This is a genomic window from Pedobacter sp. B4-66, assembly GCF_018492665.1.
In the GTDB taxonomy this organism is placed as follows: domain Bacteria; phylum Bacteroidota; class Bacteroidia; order Sphingobacteriales; family Sphingobacteriaceae; genus Pedobacter.
Map to the genome: position 1 here is coordinate 226,186 of NZ_JAFVME010000010.1, position 19,543 is coordinate 245,728.

The 19,543-nt window shown below is 37.7% G+C and carries 25 protein-coding genes; 21 read left to right on the forward strand and 4 right to left on the reverse strand.

The window, feature by feature from the left end:
* The 16 genes from J1905_RS17740 to J1905_RS17815 all read left to right on the forward strand — a co-directional run bounded on the left by J1905_RS17740 (position 1) and on the right by J1905_RS17815 (position 12,147).
* Positions 1-735, forward strand: coding sequence for an MBL fold metallo-hydrolase (locus J1905_RS17740; RefSeq protein WP_214228601.1), 735 nt, complete (start codon positions 1-3; stop codon positions 733-735).
* 10 nt (positions 736-745) lie between these two features.
* Positions 746-1,822 carry a nucleoid-associated protein gene (locus J1905_RS17745; protein WP_214228602.1) on the forward strand — a complete coding sequence of 359 codons (1,077 nt, stop codon included), beginning with the start codon at positions 746-748 and terminating at the stop codon, positions 1,820-1,822.
* Entirely contained in the window at positions 1,822-2,211 is a 390-nt protein-coding gene (locus tag J1905_RS17750) for a DUF7694 domain-containing protein (protein ID WP_214228603.1), read from the forward strand. Before J1905_RS17745 ends, J1905_RS17750 begins: the two co-directional genes overlap by 1 nt.
* Before the next feature lie 10 nt (positions 2,212-2,221).
* The gene (locus tag J1905_RS17755) at positions 2,222-2,974 is read left to right on the forward strand and encodes a 3'-5' exonuclease (protein WP_214228604.1); all 753 of its coding nucleotides are present in this window, start codon (positions 2,222-2,224) and stop codon (positions 2,972-2,974) included.
* 19 nt (positions 2,975-2,993) lie between these two features.
* Entirely contained in the window at positions 2,994-3,413 is a 420-nt protein-coding gene (locus J1905_RS17760; RefSeq protein WP_214228605.1) for a hypothetical protein, read from the forward strand.
* Between the two features lie 129 nt (positions 3,414-3,542).
* Positions 3,543-6,137: a DNA methyltransferase gene (locus J1905_RS17765; protein WP_214228606.1), complete on the forward strand. Its 2,595-nt coding sequence runs from the start codon at positions 3,543-3,545 to the stop codon at positions 6,135-6,137.
* Entirely contained in the window at positions 6,137-6,442 is a 306-nt protein-coding gene (locus tag J1905_RS17770; protein ID WP_214228607.1) for a hypothetical protein, read from the forward strand. The genes J1905_RS17765 and J1905_RS17770 overlap by 1 nt, the downstream gene beginning before the upstream one ends.
* Positions 6,432-8,372: a DNA cytosine methyltransferase gene (locus J1905_RS17775; protein WP_214228608.1), complete on the forward strand. Its 1,941-nt coding sequence runs from the start codon at positions 6,432-6,434 to the stop codon at positions 8,370-8,372. The genes J1905_RS17770 and J1905_RS17775 overlap by 11 nt, the downstream gene beginning before the upstream one ends.
* The gene (locus J1905_RS17780; protein ID WP_214228609.1) at positions 8,372-8,602 is read left to right on the forward strand and encodes a hypothetical protein; all 231 of its coding nucleotides are present in this window, start codon (positions 8,372-8,374) and stop codon (positions 8,600-8,602) included. Before J1905_RS17775 ends, J1905_RS17780 begins: the two co-directional genes overlap by 1 nt.
* A complete protein-coding gene (locus J1905_RS17785; RefSeq protein ID WP_214228610.1) occupies positions 8,599-9,453 on the forward strand; it encodes a DUF7833 domain-containing protein in 855 nt (284 codons plus the stop codon). The genes J1905_RS17780 and J1905_RS17785 overlap by 4 nt, the downstream gene beginning before the upstream one ends.
* Entirely contained in the window at positions 9,446-10,357 is a 912-nt protein-coding gene (locus J1905_RS17790) for a hypothetical protein (RefSeq protein ID WP_214228611.1), read from the forward strand. The genes J1905_RS17785 and J1905_RS17790 overlap by 8 nt, the downstream gene beginning before the upstream one ends.
* A complete protein-coding gene (locus J1905_RS17795; RefSeq protein WP_214228612.1) occupies positions 10,329-10,826 on the forward strand; it encodes a hypothetical protein in 498 nt (165 codons plus the stop codon). The genes J1905_RS17790 and J1905_RS17795 overlap by 29 nt, the downstream gene beginning before the upstream one ends.
* 11 nt (positions 10,827-10,837) lie before the next feature.
* Positions 10,838-11,233: a hypothetical protein gene (locus tag J1905_RS17800; protein ID WP_214228613.1), complete on the forward strand. Its 396-nt coding sequence runs from the start codon at positions 10,838-10,840 to the stop codon at positions 11,231-11,233.
* Positions 11,230-11,616: a hypothetical protein gene (locus J1905_RS17805; RefSeq protein ID WP_214228614.1), complete on the forward strand. Its 387-nt coding sequence runs from the start codon at positions 11,230-11,232 to the stop codon at positions 11,614-11,616. Before J1905_RS17800 ends, J1905_RS17805 begins: the two co-directional genes overlap by 4 nt.
* The gene (locus J1905_RS17810) at positions 11,603-11,965 is read left to right on the forward strand and encodes a hypothetical protein (RefSeq protein WP_214228615.1); all 363 of its coding nucleotides are present in this window, start codon (positions 11,603-11,605) and stop codon (positions 11,963-11,965) included. The genes J1905_RS17805 and J1905_RS17810 overlap by 14 nt, the downstream gene beginning before the upstream one ends.
* On the forward strand, positions 11,962-12,147 hold the full coding sequence (locus J1905_RS17815) for a hypothetical protein (RefSeq protein WP_214228616.1): 186 nt from the start codon (positions 11,962-11,964) through the stop codon (positions 12,145-12,147). The genes J1905_RS17810 and J1905_RS17815 overlap by 4 nt, the downstream gene beginning before the upstream one ends.
* 46 nt (positions 12,148-12,193) lie before the next feature.
* Here the strand turns inward: J1905_RS17815 and J1905_RS17820 are convergent, their stop codons facing one another.
* Positions 12,194-12,586: a hypothetical protein gene (locus tag J1905_RS17820; RefSeq protein ID WP_214228617.1), complete on the reverse strand. Its 393-nt coding sequence runs from the start codon at positions 12,584-12,586 to the stop codon at positions 12,194-12,196.
* 154 nt (positions 12,587-12,740) lie between these two features.
* On the opposite strand from J1905_RS17820, the gene J1905_RS17825 reads away from it, so the two are divergent.
* From J1905_RS17825 to J1905_RS17845, 5 genes are all read left to right on the forward strand, one after another.
* The gene (locus J1905_RS17825) at positions 12,741-13,385 is read left to right on the forward strand and encodes a hypothetical protein (protein ID WP_214228618.1); all 645 of its coding nucleotides are present in this window, start codon (positions 12,741-12,743) and stop codon (positions 13,383-13,385) included.
* Positions 13,386-14,024 carry a hypothetical protein gene (locus tag J1905_RS17830; protein ID WP_214228619.1) on the forward strand — a complete coding sequence of 213 codons (639 nt, stop codon included), beginning with the start codon at positions 13,386-13,388 and terminating at the stop codon, positions 14,022-14,024.
* A 5-nt stretch (positions 14,025-14,029) separates the two neighbouring features.
* Positions 14,030-15,361 (forward strand): phage terminase large subunit, encoded by a 1,332-nt coding sequence (locus J1905_RS17835; protein WP_214228620.1) that lies wholly within the window; start codon positions 14,030-14,032, stop codon positions 15,359-15,361.
* 10 nt (positions 15,362-15,371) lie between these two features.
* Complete coding sequence (locus tag J1905_RS17840) at positions 15,372-16,781, forward strand: phage portal protein (RefSeq protein ID WP_214228621.1); 1,410 nt, start codon at positions 15,372-15,374, stop codon at positions 16,779-16,781.
* A 173-nt stretch (positions 16,782-16,954) separates the two neighbouring features.
* A complete protein-coding gene (locus J1905_RS17845) occupies positions 16,955-18,712 on the forward strand; it encodes a hypothetical protein (protein WP_214228622.1) in 1,758 nt (585 codons plus the stop codon).
* On the opposite strand, the gene J1905_RS17850 is transcribed toward J1905_RS17845, so the two are convergent.
* From J1905_RS17850 to J1905_RS17860, 3 genes are read right to left on the reverse strand one after another with little or no spacing between them, the layout of a single operon-like run.
* The gene (locus J1905_RS17850; RefSeq protein ID WP_214228623.1) at positions 18,713-18,913 is read right to left on the reverse strand and encodes a hypothetical protein; all 201 of its coding nucleotides are present in this window, start codon (positions 18,911-18,913) and stop codon (positions 18,713-18,715) included.
* Between the two features lies 1 nt (position 18,914).
* Positions 18,915-19,118 (reverse strand): hypothetical protein, encoded by a 204-nt coding sequence (locus J1905_RS17855; protein WP_214228624.1) that lies wholly within the window; start codon positions 19,116-19,118, stop codon positions 18,915-18,917.
* Positions 19,118-19,534 (reverse strand): hypothetical protein, encoded by a 417-nt coding sequence (locus J1905_RS17860; RefSeq protein WP_214228625.1) that lies wholly within the window; start codon positions 19,532-19,534, stop codon positions 19,118-19,120. The genes J1905_RS17855 and J1905_RS17860 overlap by 1 nt, the downstream gene beginning before the upstream one ends.
* Positions 19,535-19,543 lie beyond the last annotated feature (9 nt).

Genomic DNA, 19,543 nt, shown 5'->3' on the forward strand with positions numbered 1-19,543 from the left:
ATGCAGTTAAAGGTAGTTAGTTCCGGTTCTATTGGTAATGCTTATATCGTTTACAACGACAATGAAGCATTATTAATAGAATGCGGAGTAAAGTTTAAGGACATAAAACAGGCTTTAAAATTCGATTTAACAAAGGTGGTGGGGTGTATTGTCTCACACAGCCATAAGGATCATTGTATTGGAGCAAAAGACTTAGTTAATGCAGGTATAGATCTTTATAGCTTACCTGAAACATCCGAAACATTTGGATTCAAAAGCCACCGCTTAAAGGCTATTGATGCATCGAAATCTTTTAATGTTGGTTCGTTTAGAGTTAAGGCATTCCCGCTTAATCATGATGTTCCTTGTGTAGGATTCATGATTGAACATACAGAAACTGGTAGATTTTGCTTTATCACGGATACATATTTCTGTGAATACAAGATACCAGGAATGCATAATGTGATTATTGAGGCTAATTATTGCCAATCAATACTTGATCAGAAAGTGGCAGCTGGTGCAACTCCAGATTTTTTAAGAAACCGAGTATTGAGATCACATATGAGCCTTGCTACATGCAAAGGATTTCTGCAAGCAAATGACCTTAAATCAGTAAATAACATTGTCCTTATTCACCTTTCAGACAGCAATAGCCATGCTGAAAGGTTCAAAAACGAGGTAACGGAACTAACTGCAAAAAACGTTCACATAGCCTCAAAAGGCTTAGATATTAATTTCAATAAAACACCTTTTTAATCATAAAGTTATGATATCATTTTTTGAAGCAACAATATTGATGCTTTCGGTGCATCGGGTTGGCAATAAATCACAAGACGAGTTCTACGTACTTTCTGAACACCCAGTTGATTTAAAAAATCAACAATTAAGCAATATTTTACAAAGCTATTTTCTTAGACATTTTGAAGGCGTAAATGAGAGGTACAACTTTTATCATCCTAATAACGACTTATCTCTAAACGAACTTTATCATTTCAGCTCTGAAATATTTGATGATGCAAAATCATTTATTGACGGTGGCGCTACTTTCCATGATAAAAGCAAGGATATAGCCAAATTCCTATATGACGTAGCCACTCACCCAAAGATTAAATCTGGAGAACTGTATGTGGCATATTTCGAAAATGTTCAAATCGATGGCGAACTACTAGATGCAATTGGTATTTTCAAGACTGAGAATAAAGAAACATATCTTAAGGTTAGCCCTTCAAACGATGCTTTCGATCTAAGTTTTGAGCAGGATGCAATAAATATCGATAAACTTGATAAGGGCTGTTTAATTTTTAATTCTGACAAATCAAACGGTTTTAAGATTGCAGTACTCGACAGAACTAATAAAGGTGTCGAAGCTCTTTACTGGAAAGATGAGTTTCTTCGTATTCAGATTCAGAATAACGAATACTCAACTACTTCAAACATGATCAACCTGTGTAGAAGCTTTATTGCTGATAAACTTGATGATCATTTCGATATGTCAGCTGCTGACAAGTCCGACCTTCTGAATAAGAGCTTAAAGTACTTTAAGGAAAAGGAATCATTCGATATGGATGAGTATTCAAACGAAGTAATTAATAATGCCGGTGCTATAGATGTATTCAAAGAATACAAATCCATCTACAACGAGGACTTTGATGCAAACATTCCTGATTGTTTCAATATATCGGATGCAGCTGTTAAAAAAACAGGTCGGGTCCTAAAGAGTGTAATCAAGCTAGACAAAAACTTTCAGATCCATGTACACGGCAACAAAGATCTTATTGAAAAGGGTTACGATGATGACAAAGGTTTGAACTTCTATAAAGTTTATTTCAGGGAGGAAGAGTAATGAGAGCATCAAGACAAAGAAGCGCGCTTGCTTCACGATTGTTAAAAGAAAAGGAAACAAAGTTTGCTCCTTTAGATCTGCAGAAAGCAGATTACGTTCCACCTGGAATGACTAAAGCCTTTAAGAACAACAGGTACACCGTAATGATTTACGAAAACCAAGCTACTACTGCCGGCTTTGCAACAAGAGTAATGGTTCAAAATCATTTCAACAAACCGATAGAGAATCACTGGTCCGAAATGAACAGAATCAAAAACGAAATCTTCGGTGAGGAAACAGTGGCCATTGAATATTATCCGCAAAAAAGCAAGCTGTTAGACACCCATAATATTTATTGGATGTGGATTTACCCTGTTAATGTACTACCAGTACCCATTATTAACCTTTAAAGCACCAATTATGAAACTAAAACTTACCCGTCCCCTAGCCTTCTTTGATATCGAAGCTACAGGACTTAAAACAGATACCGATCGAATTATTGAATTAGCATTTGTAAAGGTTCATCCTGATTATACCCTAGAGTCAAAAACGTGGCTTATAAACCCACAAATGCCAATACCTGCAAAGTCAACAGCAATACATGGAATAACCGATCAGGATGTTGTTGGTTGCCCGACTTTCAGTCAGGTAGCTGAAGAAATATGGTCATTTATTTCCAACTGCGATTTTGCAGGATATAATGCAATCCGGTTTGATGTACCAATGTTATTCTTTGAGTTCCTTAGAATCGGAAAATATTGGGATTACTCTCAATTTTCAATAGTAGATCCTGGCAACATCTTTAAACGAAAAGAGGAAAGAACACTGGCAGCAGCTGTAAAATTCTTTTGTGGTTATGATTTGGAAAATGCACACAGTGCTGAAGCAGATATCAATGCCACCGTAGATGTATTGTTAGGGCAATTTGATATGTATCCTGATTTACCAACAGATCTTAAAGCGCTTAGTCTTTACAGCAATCATGATAAGGAAATACTGGATCTATCTGGAAAGTTTACACTTGATGATGATGGTGATATAGTTTTCAATTTCGGCCAATACAAAGGCAATAAGGCAAAACAAGATCTAGGTTATGTGTCTTGGATGTACAGCAAAGACTTTGCGCCTGATACAATGAAGATATGTGAAAAGCTTCTAGGAATCAATCAATAAACACCTTAAAAACACTATCATGGCAGATTCAAATGACATTCAACACTCAATTTTAGATATGCAATCTAAACGTTCTAAGTTGGGTATTAAAAAACAGCAGATCCAAGCTAAAATCAATGAAAAAAAGCAAATGCTTCAATACGTTAAGGAGGGTGAGACCTATGATGAACTTGTTGCAGCTAAACGGGAACTTGTTTCCGAAAGCCACGAAATTGACGCACAACTAAGTCAGTTAAAGCAAGACATTAAGAAACGTCAACTGCTGAAAGATGAAGTTAAGGCGAATGAAACGCCAAATACCTTGCCTGTTAAAAGTGAATTAACCGTGCAACGGGACTATTATCTAAAATTTGCCGGTGATAAAACAAGAGTTTCAAGCATGAGGGCTATGGCTGCTGAATTTGCGGAATCACTGACTAAAATCATTAAAAAGATCTAATCAACAGAAATCAAAAACGGTATCAGCAACTACCGTTCAAGATAATTAATCAATTACTAACCCACGGGAGGGGTAAAAAAAAGCTTTGATCAGCGTCAGTAGCCCCTCCTTAACCAATCGCAACAACGAATGGAAAAGGATTATCAAGAATTTTTAAAAGGTAAGGTACGCCTTGCTCAAAGTACTGGGTTTTCCATTACGGATGAGGAAATAAACCCAGCACTAAAACCACATAACAGACTTATGGTAAAGTGGATGGTGGAGGGTGGTCGAAGGGCCTGTTTTGCTTCATTCGGACTACACAAAACCGTAACTCAACTGGAAGTCATAAGGATTACCTTAACAAAAATAGGTGGTCGAGGATTGATCATTGCCCCACTAGGCGTAAGAGCAGAATTCATAAGGGATGCAGTACAACTTCTAAAATGGGAAACTCCACCTAAGTTCATCAGAAGAATTGAAGAGGCTGAAGAAACCGGAATTTACTTAACCAATTACGAAACCATAAGAGACGGTAAGTTAGACCCTCGCTTATTCAGTGTGGCATCACTGGATGAAGCATCTGTGCTTCGAGGCCTTGGTGGTTCCAAAACCTTCAGAGAGTTCATGAGGCTATTCACAGGTGATGCTGGTCCCAATGGAGACAGGCGCGGTACTGATGTGGTACCTTACCGTTTTGTTGCTACAGCAACACCATCACCAAACGAATACATTGAGTTATTGGCTTATGCCGACTTTCTAGGTGTGATGGATGTATCACAAGCTAAAACGCGATTCTTTAAGCGTGATAGCACTAAAGCTGACAACCTGAAGATCTATCAACACAAAGAAGAAGAGTTTTGGATGTGGGTTGCCAGCTGGGCACTATTCGTTTCAAAGCCTTCTGATCTTACAGGTGATGATAATGATGATAAAGGATACATTTTACCACCATTAGAAGTAAGGTGGCATGAAATACCTTCCGATCATTCAAAAGCTGGTGTTGAACGTAATGGTCAATATAAAGCATTTGCAGAAACAGCGATCGGATTAGAAGGATCAGCAAAAGAAAAGCAATTAAGCTTAGTGAACCGTATACACAAAATGTATGAACTGGTACAAGAGGATCAGGAATCACATTTCATATTATGGCACGATCTGGAGCCTGAACGCAAACTTATCGAAAAGACTTTCCCTGACTGTAAATCCGTATTCGGCTCCCAAAAGCTGGAATTAAGGGAAGAAATTGTTTCGGACTTTTCAGAAGGTAAGCTTAAAAAATTGGCAGGTAAACCGTGCATGCTTGGTTCAGGAACCAACCTGCAGAGATTTTGCAGCCGGTCCATCTATGCCGGTATCGGATTCAAGTTTAATGATTTCATACAGTCAATTCACCGTACTCATCGATTTGGACAGACTGGCCAAGTGATTATCGACCTGATCTATACTGAAGCTGAAAGACAGATCAGAAAGCAGCTGGAAAGAAAATGGAATCAACACAATGTAATGGTTAAAAAAATGATTGAAATCATAAAGAAATATGGCTTATCGCAAGCAGCGATGGCGCAAATGCTTACTCGTAAAATGGGTGTTGATCGTGTTGAGGTAAAAGGCGATCGGTTTACATATGTAAATAATGACAATGTTTTGGAGTTACCAAAGATTGAAACCAACTCAATTGGGTTGATATGCTCTTCCATTCCATTTGAAATGCAGTATGAGTATTCTCCTAACTACGCGGATTATGGCCATTGTGAAAGCAGTGCTGAATTTTGGCAACAAATGGATTATTCTACACCAGAAGCATTTCGTGTGCTAATGCCTGGTAGAATTTGCGCTATACATGTGAAAGATAGGATTGTGCCAGGGGGTATAAACGGACTAGGGTTCCAAACAGTTAGCCCAGTACACATCAAGTGTATTGATCATTACACCAAACACGGGTTTGCTTACATAGGAATGAAAACCATCGTGACAGATGTAGTACGTGAAAACGCGCAAACTTATCGTTTGGGATGGACTGAACAGTGCAAGGATGGCTCTAAAATGGGTGTGGGTATGCCTGAGTACTTGCTATTATTCCGTAAGCCACCAAGTGACAACAGCAATGCATATGCTGATATCCCTGTGTTTAAGGAGAAACGTGAATACATAAAAACTACTGGCAGTTTTTCCGGAAACGGTTATTCCCGTGCTAGGTGGCAAATGGATGCGCACGGATTTACCCGTAGTTGTGGGGAGAGACTTTTGAACCCAAAAGAAGTTGCAGTACTGGAATCTGATGCCATTTTTAAACTATTCAAAACACACAGCTTAGAAGAAGTTTGGGACTTTGAGCAAATTGTAAAGATAGCTGAAACTGTTGAAGCAGCTGGCAAACTCCCTCCTGGATTTATGTTGCTTCAACCTCAAAGCTGGTCAGAAGAAGTATGGACTGATATTACACGTATGCTTACCCTTAATGGGTCACAATGGAGCAACGGAAAAGAAGCCCATGTATGCCCAATGCAGTTTGATATTGCCGACAGGGTTATTGAGCAGATGAGTAACCTGGATGATATCGTTCTTGATTATTTCGGAGGATTGGGTACCGTACCACTAAGAGCAATTAAGAAAGGTAGACGAGGTTACGGTATAGAACTGAACCCTGTTTATTTTCTGGATGCTGTAGGTTATCTGAAATCTGAAGAGCTGAAGCAAAATGTTCCAACACTTTTTGACTTGATTGAGGAGGGTGCAGCCTAATGACTTTTAAGCAAAAATCCAAAAAAAGAATTTTCGATTTAGAATCTGAGATTCTTGAAGTAATAGGCAAAAGAACAACTGATGTATCTAGCATCACATATCTGGAAATCAATACTGCCTTAATAAATGTACTCAACAAAATGAACTATGAAGAGCGGAAAGGCTGGTATAACAGCGAGGTGGTTGTGAGTTATATTGCTGACTATTCAGGCGAAATAAATAAGGTAGATCACGAAAATATCTTAAAAATGGGCAGTCTTTTGGAATGCTCAAACTACAGTAAGGAGGTAGGAAATGAAAAGTAAGCAACATTTCCTGTACACAGAGGGTGGCGGGTTTAGGCCAACATTAGTAGCAAATCCTGAAGCTATTGAATTTATCATTATTGACCTTTTTTGCGGTGCTGGGGGGACTACTACCGGCTTTGCAAACGCTGAATTAAACGGCAAAAAGATAGCTCTTATAGCTGCATGTGTTAATCACGATCCAATTGCCATTAAGTCACACTGGAGAAATCATCCTGAAGTAGTACACTTTGAAGAGGATATCAGGACATTAAACCTTTCTGGACTTGCTGATATAGTTTTAAAGTATAGGATAATGTATCCTAATGCTAAAGTTATCCTATGGGCTTCTTTAGAGTGTACAAACTTCAGTAAAGCAAAAGGTGGCCAGCCTCGTGATGCAGATAGTAGAACCCTTGCAGAAAACCTGTACATGCATTATGATCCAACCAAAAAGGAGTATTACACCGGTGATTCCTACATACAGATCCTAAACCCTGATTACATCATGATTGAGAATGTTGTGGAGTTCATGAGTTGGGGACCTCTTGACGATCGTGGCAAACCAGTAAGCAAGAAATCTGGATCAGACTGGTTGAGATGGAGAAATGATATTAATAATTTGGGATATCATGATCAATGGAAAGAGATTAATTCGGCTGATTTTGGTGCATACACATCAAGAAACCGGTTATTTGGTTGCTTCGCAAAACATGGTTTACCGATCGTATGGCCGGAACCTACACATTCTAAAAAACCAACTTTCAATGGTTTATTTGGCAATCTTGAAAAATGGAAACCAGTAAAAGACGTACTTGATTTCGATGATGAGGGCAAAAGCATATTTGGACGCAAAAAACCACTATCGGACAAAACCCTAGAACGGATTTATGCTGGTCTTGTCAAATATGTAGCTGGTGGAAAGGACGCTTATTTATTACGATACAATAGTATGAGCAAGGATGGTAGCTTTAAACAAACTGCTACTGATATTGACAATCCGTGTCCAACAATATCTTGTCAAAACAGACTTGGAATGTGCTTTATTACAAAGTACTTCTCTGGAAAACCAGAAGGAAAGGTTATTTCTGTCGATGGGCCAGCAGGAACGGTTACATGCGTTGATGGTCAATCTCTTGTACAACCTATCCCCTTTAACCCCGCTTTCATTGCAAAATATTATGGTAATGGCGACAATATTAATTCGATAGATGAACCTGCTGGCACTTTAACTACAAAAGACAGACTTACAAAAATACAGGCTGTTTGGTTAGATAAAACTTTTAGCGGAAAAGCAAATCACCAATCAATAGAACAACCTGCAGGATCAATTTTAACAAATGATCATCACAATAAGGTAACAGCTGTTCCTTTTATTATGGATTCAAGTTATGGAAATGTCGGTAGATCTGTAGATGAACCGGCCCCAACATTACTTGCAAGCAGAAGACATCATTACATAGTAAATCCTTCACATGGTGGTCACTCTACCTCAACAGATGCACCTTGTCCTGTTATTATTGCGAGACAAGATAAAGCCCCTCTGTATTTAACGCAGGTGATTCCAGGATTAATGGATGTAGAGTTTAATAGCTTCTTTACGGATATAGATATTGAACTACTAGAAGAGTTGTGCAGCGTAAGATATCAGAATCTGATCAACGATAATCAACCGATTTACGGCCCTATGATAGAAAAATCTATCCGAATGAAGATTCTGGAATTCATGATCATGTTTAAGATCGGAGATATCAAGATGCGAATGCTTAAGGTTCCAGAACTACTACTTATTCAAGGATTGACCAATAATCAGGGTAAACCAATTGAGTTAGAAGGTAACCAATCCCATCAGAAAAAGCAGATAGGGAATTCAGTTCATCCATTGGTACCAAAGGCAAAGGCTGAAACATTGGGCAGAAGATTAAGAGAAATAAGACAGGAGGCAGCGTAATGAAAAAATTCAGCTCATTAAATGGTTGCAGACTATCTCCTGTTGAATTAGCAGACTTGTGTGAACTGTTCGTATCTGGTGAGCTGAATGAATTTCAACTAGCAAAAAAGTTCTCAATATCGCTTACAACCGTTGATAGATACCTATACAAACACTACTACGGATTAGTAGACAAAAAAAAACAAACAACAATAACGCTTAAAAGCAAAGAAATACAGGAGTTTATATGAATTATATTGACCTTTTAAACCACTTCTGGAAGTTAAATAAAGAGTTCTCATTCACCCCGAATGAAAAGGCTGTTTATTTCGCACTGCTTTTTAAGTGGAATGATCTACATAGAAAGAATCCATTTAATTACAGCAATGAGCATTTAACAGATGATTCTGGTATGAGTGTGAACGCTATGAAGAAGTGTAGAGAGGTCCTAAAATCCCGCGGTTTAATAGATTTTAATTCTGGTGATGGTAGAAAAATAAATACAATTTATTTGGTAAAAAATCACAAAAAAGGTGTCACATCTGAACACCTTTATGATAAACTAAAGGTGTCACCAGATGATACTTTACCACTTAAAAAGGTATCACCAAATGACACCTTATCAGAAAAAAAGGTGTCACCAGATGACGACTACATAAGTAAACTTATAGAGGAAAGGATTCCAAGTATAGATGAGGAGGTGATAGAGGGAAAAGAAGAGGAAAAATCATCACAAAAAAATCCAATTCCTTTTGGCATTTCTTCAGTGTATTCTTCCATGGAAGATGTCGAATTCATTTGCTTAAATCAAAGCCAGGTTTGGCATGAAAGCATGATGAAAAAATTTGGCATAAATGATCAGAAAGAAATGAAGAAATGGATTTCAGAATTCTTTGAATTACAGCGAGCAGCTGGACAGGACAAAAGAGATCTCAACGATTCTCGTAGACACTGTTTTAGCTGGATCAATCTTCAAATCAAAAATCAAAAAGAAAAAAGTTCCGCGCAAAAAGAAAAAGTTATCCAGAATGCACCTGCCAGCAATAAAGGTGTAGATGCAGCAATGGAATGGGCCGGAGTAGAAAGGAGGAAAAATGTCTAAAGATATTACACAAATAATTGTTGATTACACAGAGAATAATCAATCATTGCAGCGAAATGGTCAGGAGCTTGTTATTCCTGACCTCCCATCGGTAAACAATCCGCTAACAGTACCGTCAATTAAGCATAATTCTGATGATGACATATTTGCTGTTATCCTTATGGCACTGGCAACGTCTTACACTGATTTAAGCTGGAAACAGCCATCAAACAAAGATAAAGAATACATGGCTAATAAGCTTGCAGATAGTATTCCATCTAAATTCCCATCAATCAGGCTGCACGAAATACCAGAAGCATTTGCAAATGGTATCCGCGGAAAATATGGTGAATTCATGGGACTGGGAGTTGTAAGTTTTGAAAATTTTATTGAAGCACACTTATCATCAGAAAAACGTGAACAATTCGCAAAGGAAGTATTAATGATACCAGAAAGGATAGAACCGGATATCAATACAAAGTTTATAACAGCCAAAAACAACGCCTTAAAAGCTTATCAGGACAAAAAGTACGGAAAAGACATATCGCTAGTTGCGCTAGTAGTCTACACGTTCTTAAACCGATTAAAATTGATTCAATATTCAGCTAAAAAGAAATGGGAGTTTGTTGATAAAGCAAAAGAAATCCTGATAACAGGATTAAAACACAAGCTAAAACTAACATTAAGCAAACAAGATAGAAACATCATCAAACGAGACATCGAAAATATTCAAGAAGGTTTCGCAGTGGACTTGATACTTAACATGTCCAAAAGAGTAGCACTCCTACAGTACTTCGATGACATTGTCCTTTCAGGGACAAACCTTGACGAACTCATCGATAGCAAGCAGTACTTGTTTAACGAAACCGAACCAAATATTAACAAAAATGAGAATCATGAACAGCAAGAGAGTGAACAAAAATGAGAACACACGTATGTCCAGCAGCCTCGCATGTAGAAAAAATTCTGAATTGCTGATGGTGATAGGGATTGATCCTGGTACCAAGACCGGTGTTGCTGCTTACGGATACAGGAACAAATCATTGATGGATGTTAAAACGATGAAAATCCATGAGGCTTTTAAGTTTGTAAAAGATCAATGGGAGCTTGCACTTGCATTAGGAGGAAAAATACTTGTCAGAGTTGAGGATGCTCGAAAGCGTAAACGTTACGGTTTCAACTCAAACGCAAAGATGCAAGGCGCTGGAGCAATAAAGATTCAGTGTAAGCAATGGGAGGAATTTCTAAAGGCTGAAGGAATATCTTATGAGCTTGTGGCCCCTCAACGTATCAGGACAAAGGTAGATGCAAAACAGTTCCAGATGATCACCGGATGGATGGAAAGAACCTCTAACCATGGGAGGGATGCTGGCATGTTGGTTTATGGATTATAAAAAAACAAAATATGGAAACAACAATTGAAATATGCCCATTCACTGGGCGACTGGCAGGATACCTAGATCTGCCTAACGGAGATAAGGTTTGTAAACATTGTGGATCATGGGAACCTGAACAATTTTTAAAATATGTCGATGAGACCATTAAAAACGATGACATTGATTTTAGAATCGAACTTAATGACACCAGGGATAAAGTTTATGTCAACAAAGAAGGAATTAACAATGCCAAAGAAGGCGCTATCAAACACTATTTAGTGCATCTTAAAAAGTATTGTCAGGATACTGGTATAAGTGTAGAGGACATGGATAAAAAGCTTCACGTGGCTTTTACCATTAGCAAAGATAAGTCCTATGTATTTCTTCAAATTTTCGAGCAAAAGTTAAAAAACAATATGCTATGAAAGCTAACGAATTGAGAATCGGTAATTTGGTTTTAATGGCATTTGAAAATGTTGTTGAACCAGTAACATCAAGGAGGATAGGGTTTATAAATCAAGCGACATCAAAAGGACATTCACATCCATTTGAACCAATACCATTGTCAGAAGAATGGCTCATTAAGTTCGGTTTTGAAGGAGACGATGATGAAAGGCACATTGTTCTAGGCTTCGGTGGCGGGGAAGAATTAAGTGTTGAGCTGTTGACAAAAACATGCTGTTTAACCAGAACTAATAAAAATGAGCGTGATGATTATGTTTATGTAGCATATCCAGAATATGTACATCAGCTGCAGAATCTTTATTTCTCTTTAACTGGAAAGGAGCTGAAATATGATGAAGAATAACGAACTAAGGATAGGAAATATAATCAGCAAACGAGGAACTGTTATTAATGTAAAACCTGAAACGATTTTAAAAATATCAAGATATCCACTCCCCTACAAACCTATTCAAATAACAGTAGAATGGTTATTGCTTCTTGGATTTGAAAAAACCTATCATAGCAATGTAAGAACCAGATTTGACCTGATTGACAATGCAAAAATAGGATACGATTTTAACAATTATGGTGAAATTGACGGCATGATTGGATTTAGATACGTAGGAAATTATTTTGGTCACATTCAATATGTTCATCAGATTCAAAACCTCTATTTTGCTTTAACAGGTGAAGAACTGGAGGTTAAACCATGAAAGAGCAATCCGAAAAGCAGAAATACAGCAAGTCTCCATTGTACGGGTATCGTAAGCCGGAGGGTGAAGAAACTAATGGTCCATTGTGGTGTAGATGCACAAATCCTACCCTAACATCCAATCATGGTATTGGACCAAGTGCAGCATATTGTTTGCGTTGTGGGTGTAATTGGTATCATTGATAGAATAAAGGCTCTATAAAATCATATTATAGAGCCTCTCTTCTATTTATTTCTTTGCCTGAATATCTTTATAGCTTTTCACTTGTATACCTGTGATCTTAATCAGTGTTACTGAATCCTCATCATTGTTCCAAACATTAGCATCAGATCCCCAATAGAAAAAATGTTTTCCAACATTACCATTTTTAGGGGGCTCGTAAGTGTAAGTCTTTCCTCCTGAATGTTTTTTAGTGTACAGGATAACTTTTTCTCCTCGTTTAACCTGTTGATTGGGAAACCAAAAAATGTGTCTAAAGATGTTTGTTAGCTCATCAGAGGCTTCGTCATACGTAGAATCCATAGCAGCATATTCACCTATATCAGCATCAGAATTTGCCAACAGTACTAATCGCTCATCTTCACCGTCTGAACGGTATAATCTCGAAATTTCAAAATCCATAATTTAAGTTTGTTAATTCACTTCCAATATAAATGATTTCAGCTAAATTTTTGAGTTATACGCAAAAAATTACATCATCAACTTAGCATTATAGAATCAACTGCATCTATTGGATACACCATTACCTAATTTTGTTTATATAACAGATCTGGTAATGAATTTTAAAACCAAACTAATTCCTACAGTAAACATTTGGCCTAATGATGGTCAGATATCTGGCATTCCTAAAAATCCAAGATTCATTCGTGATGAGCGGTTTGACGCACTTGTAAAATCAATCATTGATGATCCGGAAATGCTGCAACTAAGGGAATTATTAGTAGTTCCTTATGCTGATGCATATGTTTCTATTGCTGGAAACATGAGGCTTAAGGCAATAATTCATGTCAAAGGACTTCCAGATGCCGACTTCATGGCCATTGTTGAACAGAAACAAGAGAATGAAAACTTTAATGAGTGGTTAAAAGCCATTACTGATTTCAGAACCGATAAAACAGTTCTCTGTAAAATCATCCCTATTGAAACCCCTATTGAAAAGATCAAAGCCTACATCATTAAGGATAATATTGCTTTTGGTCAGGATGACTTTGATTTACTGGCAAATGAGTGGGATGAACAAGAGCTTACCGATTGGGGAATGATCCTGCCTGACCTTACCCCTATCGAAGTTGATGAGCCGATCGACAAAGTATCTAAAGTCAGGTTAACGATCGAGTTTGACGAACTCGCAGAATACGACACTGTAAGAATTGAGATTGAAGATTTACTTACCAGATATCCTGGTGCTAAACTTAAGTAGATGGGAAAGAACGATCCAAATCTTAAAGCAAAGCAGAAACGTGAGCATAGGCTCGTATTGGTAGCTGACTTACATAAACGTGGTTACTCATTTAGAGTGATCAGAGAAAGAGTACTTGAAGAGTTTCCGGCTATTATCACCTATTCACTGGCCACTGTTAAAAAAGATGTTGATTTCCTGCTGACCGAAGCACGCAAAGCCAGATTAGAAGATACTCAGATTGCTATTCAGTTGGAGCTGGAAAGAATCGATATGCAGCTTGTAGAGCTTTGGGAGGCATGGGATAAGTCTAAAAAGGACAATAAGCTTACTTCAAAAAAGCAATCCGGAACAGCTGCAAAGGCTACACCGGTAAAGGTTGTTGATTCAAAAGGTGCGCTGAAAGATGAAGTTGATGATGCAAATACCGGTATCAAAACCACTTCAATAGAGCAAACAATCAAAGACAACATCAATTATGGTGATCCGAGGTATCAAGACCTGATCTACAAGCTTGGCATCGAGCGTAGGAAGATTCTTGGCCACTATGCTGCTGAGAAAAAAGAGATCACCGGTAAGGATGGCTCTCCAATATTCAATGGTTTTGATGCCTTTATGGCCCAATGTGAGGAATTAGCCAATAACGACAATGACAACTAAATATTTTGAAGCAGCTAAGCAAGAAACAATTAATAGCACTGGGCAAACTCCATTGGAATAGCCTTGTAAAGTTTGTTTTCTATGGCGGTGCAGCTGGAGGTGGTAAAAGTTGGTTAGGATGTTTTTGGTTAATGACAATGAGCTGGAGGTTTCCAGGTACAAGGTGGTTCATTGGTCGTGATAGTTTAAAAGATACGCGGGAATCCGTGTTAATCACATTCGGAAAGGTTGCCAAAGAGTATGGTTACACCGAATGGAAATATGCAGATAACGAGATTAAGTTTAATAACGGATCTGCGATTGTGTTCCTTGACTTATCGTTTTACCCTCAAAAAGACCCGATGTTCGAGCGTTTAGGCTCAAAGGAATATACTGGAGGCTGGATTGAAGAAGCTGGTGAGGTTCACTTTGCTGCTTTCGATACACTCAAATCTCGTGTTGGTAGGCACATGAATGCAGAATATGGTATTAAGCCTAAAATCCTGATCACCGCCAATCCAAAAAAGAATTGGTTATTCACAACCTTCTGGAAGCCATTCAAAAACAAGATGCTTGATCCTGCATATGCTTTCATCAGAGCATTGTACCAGGATAACCCATTTCTATCACAGGATTACATTGAGAACATGGAGCAAATCACCGATAAGGTGAAGCGTGAAAGGCTTCTTAAAGGAAACTTTGATTATGATGATAATCCAGCTGCTCTATGTGCTTATGATGACATCTTAGGAATGTTTGGCATCAACTCCGTTAAGCGTACAGGCAAAATGTATCTGACAGCAGATATAGCCAGGTATGGATCAGACAAGGCTGTTATTCTGGTTTGGGATGGTTTTGTAGTTATTGATCATATAATGTTCGAGAAATCATCTACAACCGATCTACAAACTGCTATAAACCACTTTATATACAAATACAACATCCCTAAAGACAGATGTATTGCTGATGATGATGGTGTCGGTGGTGGTGTAGTTGACAACTGTGAGATTTTGGGATTCGTTAACAACAGCAGCTCACTATTAAATCCTGAAACGAATCTCGAAGAAAACTATGCTAACCTTCAGACTCAATGCGGTTACAAGCTTGCTGAAATGATTAATGCAAGAGAAATCCTGATTGATTTAGAACTAGATCCAGATACAAAGGATGAAGTAGTGATTGAGATTGAGCAGCTGCAAACATGGAAAGTTGACGATGATAAGGTATTACGATTAAAGCCAAAGGCAGAAATAAAAAAAGATTTAGGCAAATCTCCAGACTGGAGGGATGCCCTATTGATGAGGATGTATTTCGTTTACAACGACACTGCACCACAAGAATTAGAAGATGTATTTTAAGTAACAAAGCATGAAAATAAATGATATCTCACCTGGTGCCAAAGTATCAGACCTGATTAAGATCTTAAAGAATAGGGCCACTCCTAACCCTGATATTAAAAAGCTAAAGAAACAATTGGATCCTAAACAACATGATATCCATGATCACGCTATAAGGCCTGATAAACCAATCAAGACTGATAAGGGTCCTGATTCGGTAAAGGTTGCCAGGGTGTCTTTAGCCCTTCAAAAAAAGATAATTGGTTTAGGTGCTGCCTTCGCTTTTGGTAATCCTGTAAAGCTTAATGCAGAAATCGAACAAAATAGAGAAGATCTTAAAAGTTTGCTGTTGGCACTCAAAAAAGTACTTAAAAGAAACAAAACACTTTCTCTTGACAGAACGATATATAAAACCATTTCATCTTATAAGGAAGTGGCAGAATACTGGTATTTAGTTCCAGTTGATACTAAGTTTATGGGGTATGGATTCGCCTCAAAATATAAGCTTCGAGTAACACTATTTAACCCTAAAGATGGCACCAAGCTATATCCTATTTGGGATAGTACTGGTGATTTTGTTCATTTCAGCAGGGAGTTCCAAAGAAACGACATTGATGGAAAGCCAGTTGAGTATTTTGAAACATTTACCGATGAGGAGCGAGTTCTTTGGAAGAAGAGTAATACTGACCAGGATTGGGTACAAGAGAGCAAAAGCATTTTCAAGTACAAGAAAATGCCTATTGTATATGGTAGCCAGGAGGAAGTTGAATATTATGATGTCGAAGATCTGATTAGTGAAATAGAAACACTGCTTTCAAATTTCGATGACACAATTGCCTATCATGCATGGCCAAAGATCTTCGTTAACGGTAAAGTTGTTGGTTTCGCTAAGAAAGGTGAAACTGGTGGTATTATCGAAGGTGCCCCAAATACAGAAGCAAAATATTTAAGCTGGGATCATGCCCCTGAATCAGTAAAACTATCGCTGGAAACCAAGCTTAGAATGATCAACACACTTACCAGCACTCCAGATGTCTCCATTGAATCTATGAAGTCTATTGGCGCTGAAAGTGGCTTTGCAAGAAAGATGCTCTTCATGGAACCACATTTAAAGGTCAGAGATAAAGAAGAAATATACATTCCATACATGGAAAGGCGATATAGCATCATTAAAACGCTTCTTGGTGAAATGAATAACAAATTCAAGTCAATTATTGATGATTTGGATATTGATCCAGAATTAACGCCTTACATGATCGATGATGAGGAAGGTGCAATTAATCTTATGACCATTGCCACCGGTGGTAAACCTATAGTTTCTCAAAAAACAGCAATAAGACTTTCAGGACTAGTTGAAGATTCTGATGCTGAATTGACTCAACTTAAAGCTGAAGATAAGGAATCCAAAACACTTGATGTTTATGGGCCTCCTGTTGAATAATTTAATCTTATAACCATGGAAAAAACAGTGCATTATGCAGGTATACCCTGCATCACGGGTAACAAAAAGGCACCTGAAGTTCTATCGTATACTTACACGGTAAAGTCAGTAACATGCAAGGCATGCCTTAAAAAGCTTCAATCACCACCAAAACAGTAAGAATCATCCCTTAGATGGCTAAACGCAAATTCAAGAACATTAATTCAAGTGCTTATGAAAAGGCCCACTTTGACCGTATTGAAAAATATGCTTCCAAAGTGGACTTTATTTATAATTGGGCTGCTGATGAGTTTGCGAAAATAGCCTCAACGCTTAAAAATGTTGATCAGGAAAAGTTGTTTTCTTTTTCTGATTACCCGCAAACAAATGATAGGGTAAACAATCTACTCAAACAGGTTTATTCAAACCTTAACCTGGTCATCAAAACCGGAAGTGAAACAGAATGGCTGGAAGCTGCTAAAAAAAACGATGATTTAGTCAATACCATTTTCAAGAGTAGTAAGCTTACAAAAAAGCAGCTTAACAAATACAATGATCATAACTTAGAAGCACTAAAGGCATTTCAAGATCGTAAATCTGATGGCATGACCCTATCAAATAGGGTTTGGAATTACACACAGTCTTTGAAGTCAGAAATGGAGCTGTCTCTTGATTTAGGCCTTGGTGAAGGTAAGCCAGCCACAGTGTTGAGTCAAATGCTTAGAGCTAACCTAAAAGAGCCAGAAAAGCTATTCAGAAGAATAAGAGACAAGCATGGCAATTTAGTTCTATCACAAGCTGCAGATAGATTTAATCCTGGTCAAGGTGTTTACAGATCATCCTACAAAAACGCAATGCGTTTGACAAGGACCGAAACCAACATGGCATATAAGGCCAGTGATCATATGCGCTGGAATCAGATGGACTTTGTTGTTGGTATCGAAGTAAAGCTATCCAATAACCCTAACCATTGCCCTACTTGTGTCACGCTTGCCGGTAGATATCCAAAGGAGTTCAAATTTGTTGGGTGGCACCCACAATGCCGGTGCTTTATGATATCGATCCTTAAAACAGATGAGGAAATTGATGCTGATGATATCAGGATATTGCAAGGCAAAGAGCCTTTGCCTGATTCAGTCAATAAGGTGACCGCTATGCCACCTAATTTCAATAAGTGGATCAATGACAACAAAGATAGAGCTGAACGCGCTAAATCAACGCCATACTTCATCAGAGACAACTTTAAAAACGGCAAGATAGCTGAAGGTTTAAAATTCGACACCACAAAACCAATTATTAAGAAAGCAGATGTTAAGCCTATTGTTCCGGAAAAGGTAAATTATGCTCCTGCTAACATTGAATTTTATGAGAATAAGCTTGGTGTTAAAGTGGATAAAAACCTATTTGATTTACTAAACAGATCTACTCCTTTAAAAAATGAGATTGGCGGTGCATACTTCCATCCTGACAAAAACTATGTAAATATTCCATTCGATAAAAGAAGGCTGGATAGTAAATGGTATTCAGAGGCTGTAGTTTATCACGAGTATGGCCATGCTATTGATTGGCAGCACAACATTAGAACCATGCCTGACATAAAAAATGTAATGGATAAGTACAGGAGTACATTCTCTAAAAGGAACAATGCACAATACAAATCTATTGATAGCACATTGCAAGATTTAGGTTTTGATAGCTTTGTAAACAATGATTACGACAAAATGAATAAAGTTGGTGCTGCTCATGATACGCTTATGGCTTTAAATAAGCGGTTCGGAATGGGACATTCAAAAGAATATTTTTCAAGGCCGGGTATGTCTGAAGCAGAATTCATTGCCCACATGTTTGAGAATAAATTTGCAGGTAACGAGATCTTTAAACAAGTAATGCCAGATCTGTATGATGACATGATCAAAACACTTGATGCAATCATATCTAAAATAACGGAATAGTTATTTTATAACTATTATCGGTTCCGATGGCCCCACATCAGGAGAAATAGGATATTCAATTGCTAGCTTCTTACCTTCTGCTTCTGCCTTTTCAAGCAATTCATAAATACGATCTGATTCTACATATAATGCAGTCATAACCACCCGTGAATAGTCGTCTTTCTTGTCTAGGTATTTCTTTAATAGCTCTTGTCCAGTCATTTTATTGTTTATTTTTAATTGCCGATTCAATTTGTTCTATTTCATGCTTTGAAAACTTATTCAATAAGAATTCTCTATCAGTATTTGATAAGTCTACGTATCCGGCAAATATTCTATCAATATCAACTGAAAAAAGTTCTCTCTGACCTTTAACAGGTGTTATTATTATATCCTTATCCCCTAATTGCAATTGTATCTTATCCATTATGCAAAACTCGGTTTCTTGTCCAGATAAAAAAGTCCACCTGGTGAGGTTAGTTTATCAATAACGGTCACGAAATCTGGGTACCTGATTACATGATCACGGCTCATTGGTCTAACTTGGGACATTTCACAACCAAAATGATCAGCAAATGCCTTAAAAATAGGAATACCCATACTGGCCAATTGCATGATATCAGTTTCCAACAACAAACCCTGAACCTCAAAAGTCTTGAAAAGGTATTCAATTTGGTCTATTGGTGTGCCTGTACAATAATATATCATTTCAGCCTGAGTTAATGGACGGTTACGCTCAAATTCGTTTTTAGCCATAGAATCAATTATATCTTTATACAACCTAAGAAATACTGTTTTACCATAAGAAACTCCTCCCAAAATTATCCTTTGACTGTTTTTCATAACTGCCAT

Excerpts from the sequence above, each read along its gene's own strand:
- J1905_RS17755 (WP_214228604.1), top strand. The coding sequence starts at position 2,222 with ATGAAACTAAAACTTACCCGTCCCCTAGCCTTCTTTGATATCGAAGCT.
- J1905_RS17860 (WP_214228625.1), bottom strand. The coding sequence starts at position 19,534 with ATGAAAAACAGTCAAAGGATAATTTTGGGAGGAGTTTCTTATGGTAAA.
- J1905_RS17785 (WP_214228610.1), top strand. The coding sequence starts at position 8,599 with ATGAATTATATTGACCTTTTAAACCACTTCTGGAAGTTAAATAAAGAG.
- J1905_RS17825 (WP_214228618.1), top strand. The coding sequence starts at position 12,741 with ATGAATTTTAAAACCAAACTAATTCCTACAGTAAACATTTGGCCTAAT.
- J1905_RS17790 (WP_214228611.1), top strand. The coding sequence starts at position 9,446 with ATGTCTAAAGATATTACACAAATAATTGTTGATTACACAGAGAATAAT.
- J1905_RS17820 (WP_214228617.1), bottom strand. The coding sequence starts at position 12,586 with ATGGATTTTGAAATTTCGAGATTATACCGTTCAGACGGTGAAGATGAG.
- J1905_RS17815 (WP_214228616.1), top strand. The coding sequence starts at position 11,962 with ATGAAAGAGCAATCCGAAAAGCAGAAATACAGCAAGTCTCCATTGTAC.
- J1905_RS17750 (WP_214228603.1), top strand. The coding sequence starts at position 1,822 with ATGAGAGCATCAAGACAAAGAAGCGCGCTTGCTTCACGATTGTTAAAA.
- J1905_RS17855 (WP_214228624.1), bottom strand. The coding sequence starts at position 19,118 with ATGGATAAGATACAATTGCAATTAGGGGATAAGGATATAATAATAACA.
- J1905_RS17775 (WP_214228608.1), top strand. The coding sequence starts at position 6,432 with ATGAAAAGTAAGCAACATTTCCTGTACACAGAGGGTGGCGGGTTTAGG.
- J1905_RS17740 (WP_214228601.1), top strand. The coding sequence starts at position 1 with ATGCAGTTAAAGGTAGTTAGTTCCGGTTCTATTGGTAATGCTTATATC.
- J1905_RS17840 (WP_214228621.1), top strand. The coding sequence starts at position 15,372 with ATGAAAATAAATGATATCTCACCTGGTGCCAAAGTATCAGACCTGATT.
- J1905_RS17830 (WP_214228619.1), top strand. The coding sequence starts at position 13,386 with ATGGGAAAGAACGATCCAAATCTTAAAGCAAAGCAGAAACGTGAGCAT.
- J1905_RS17810 (WP_214228615.1), top strand. The coding sequence starts at position 11,603 with ATGATGAAGAATAACGAACTAAGGATAGGAAATATAATCAGCAAACGA.
- J1905_RS17780 (WP_214228609.1), top strand. The coding sequence starts at position 8,372 with ATGAAAAAATTCAGCTCATTAAATGGTTGCAGACTATCTCCTGTTGAA.
- J1905_RS17770 (WP_214228607.1), top strand. The coding sequence starts at position 6,137 with ATGACTTTTAAGCAAAAATCCAAAAAAAGAATTTTCGATTTAGAATCT.
- J1905_RS17760 (WP_214228605.1), top strand. The coding sequence starts at position 2,994 with ATGGCAGATTCAAATGACATTCAACACTCAATTTTAGATATGCAATCT.
- J1905_RS17845 (WP_214228622.1), top strand. The coding sequence starts at position 16,955 with ATGGCTAAACGCAAATTCAAGAACATTAATTCAAGTGCTTATGAAAAG.
- J1905_RS17800 (WP_214228613.1), top strand. The coding sequence starts at position 10,838 with ATGGAAACAACAATTGAAATATGCCCATTCACTGGGCGACTGGCAGGA.
- J1905_RS17745 (WP_214228602.1), top strand. The coding sequence starts at position 746 with ATGATATCATTTTTTGAAGCAACAATATTGATGCTTTCGGTGCATCGG.
- J1905_RS17765 (WP_214228606.1), top strand. The coding sequence starts at position 3,543 with ATGGAAAAGGATTATCAAGAATTTTTAAAAGGTAAGGTACGCCTTGCT.
- J1905_RS17850 (WP_214228623.1), bottom strand. The coding sequence starts at position 18,913 with ATGACTGGACAAGAGCTATTAAAGAAATACCTAGACAAGAAAGACGAC.
- J1905_RS17795 (WP_214228612.1), top strand. The coding sequence starts at position 10,329 with ATGAACAGCAAGAGAGTGAACAAAAATGAGAACACACGTATGTCCAGC.
- J1905_RS17805 (WP_214228614.1), top strand. The coding sequence starts at position 11,230 with ATGAAAGCTAACGAATTGAGAATCGGTAATTTGGTTTTAATGGCATTT.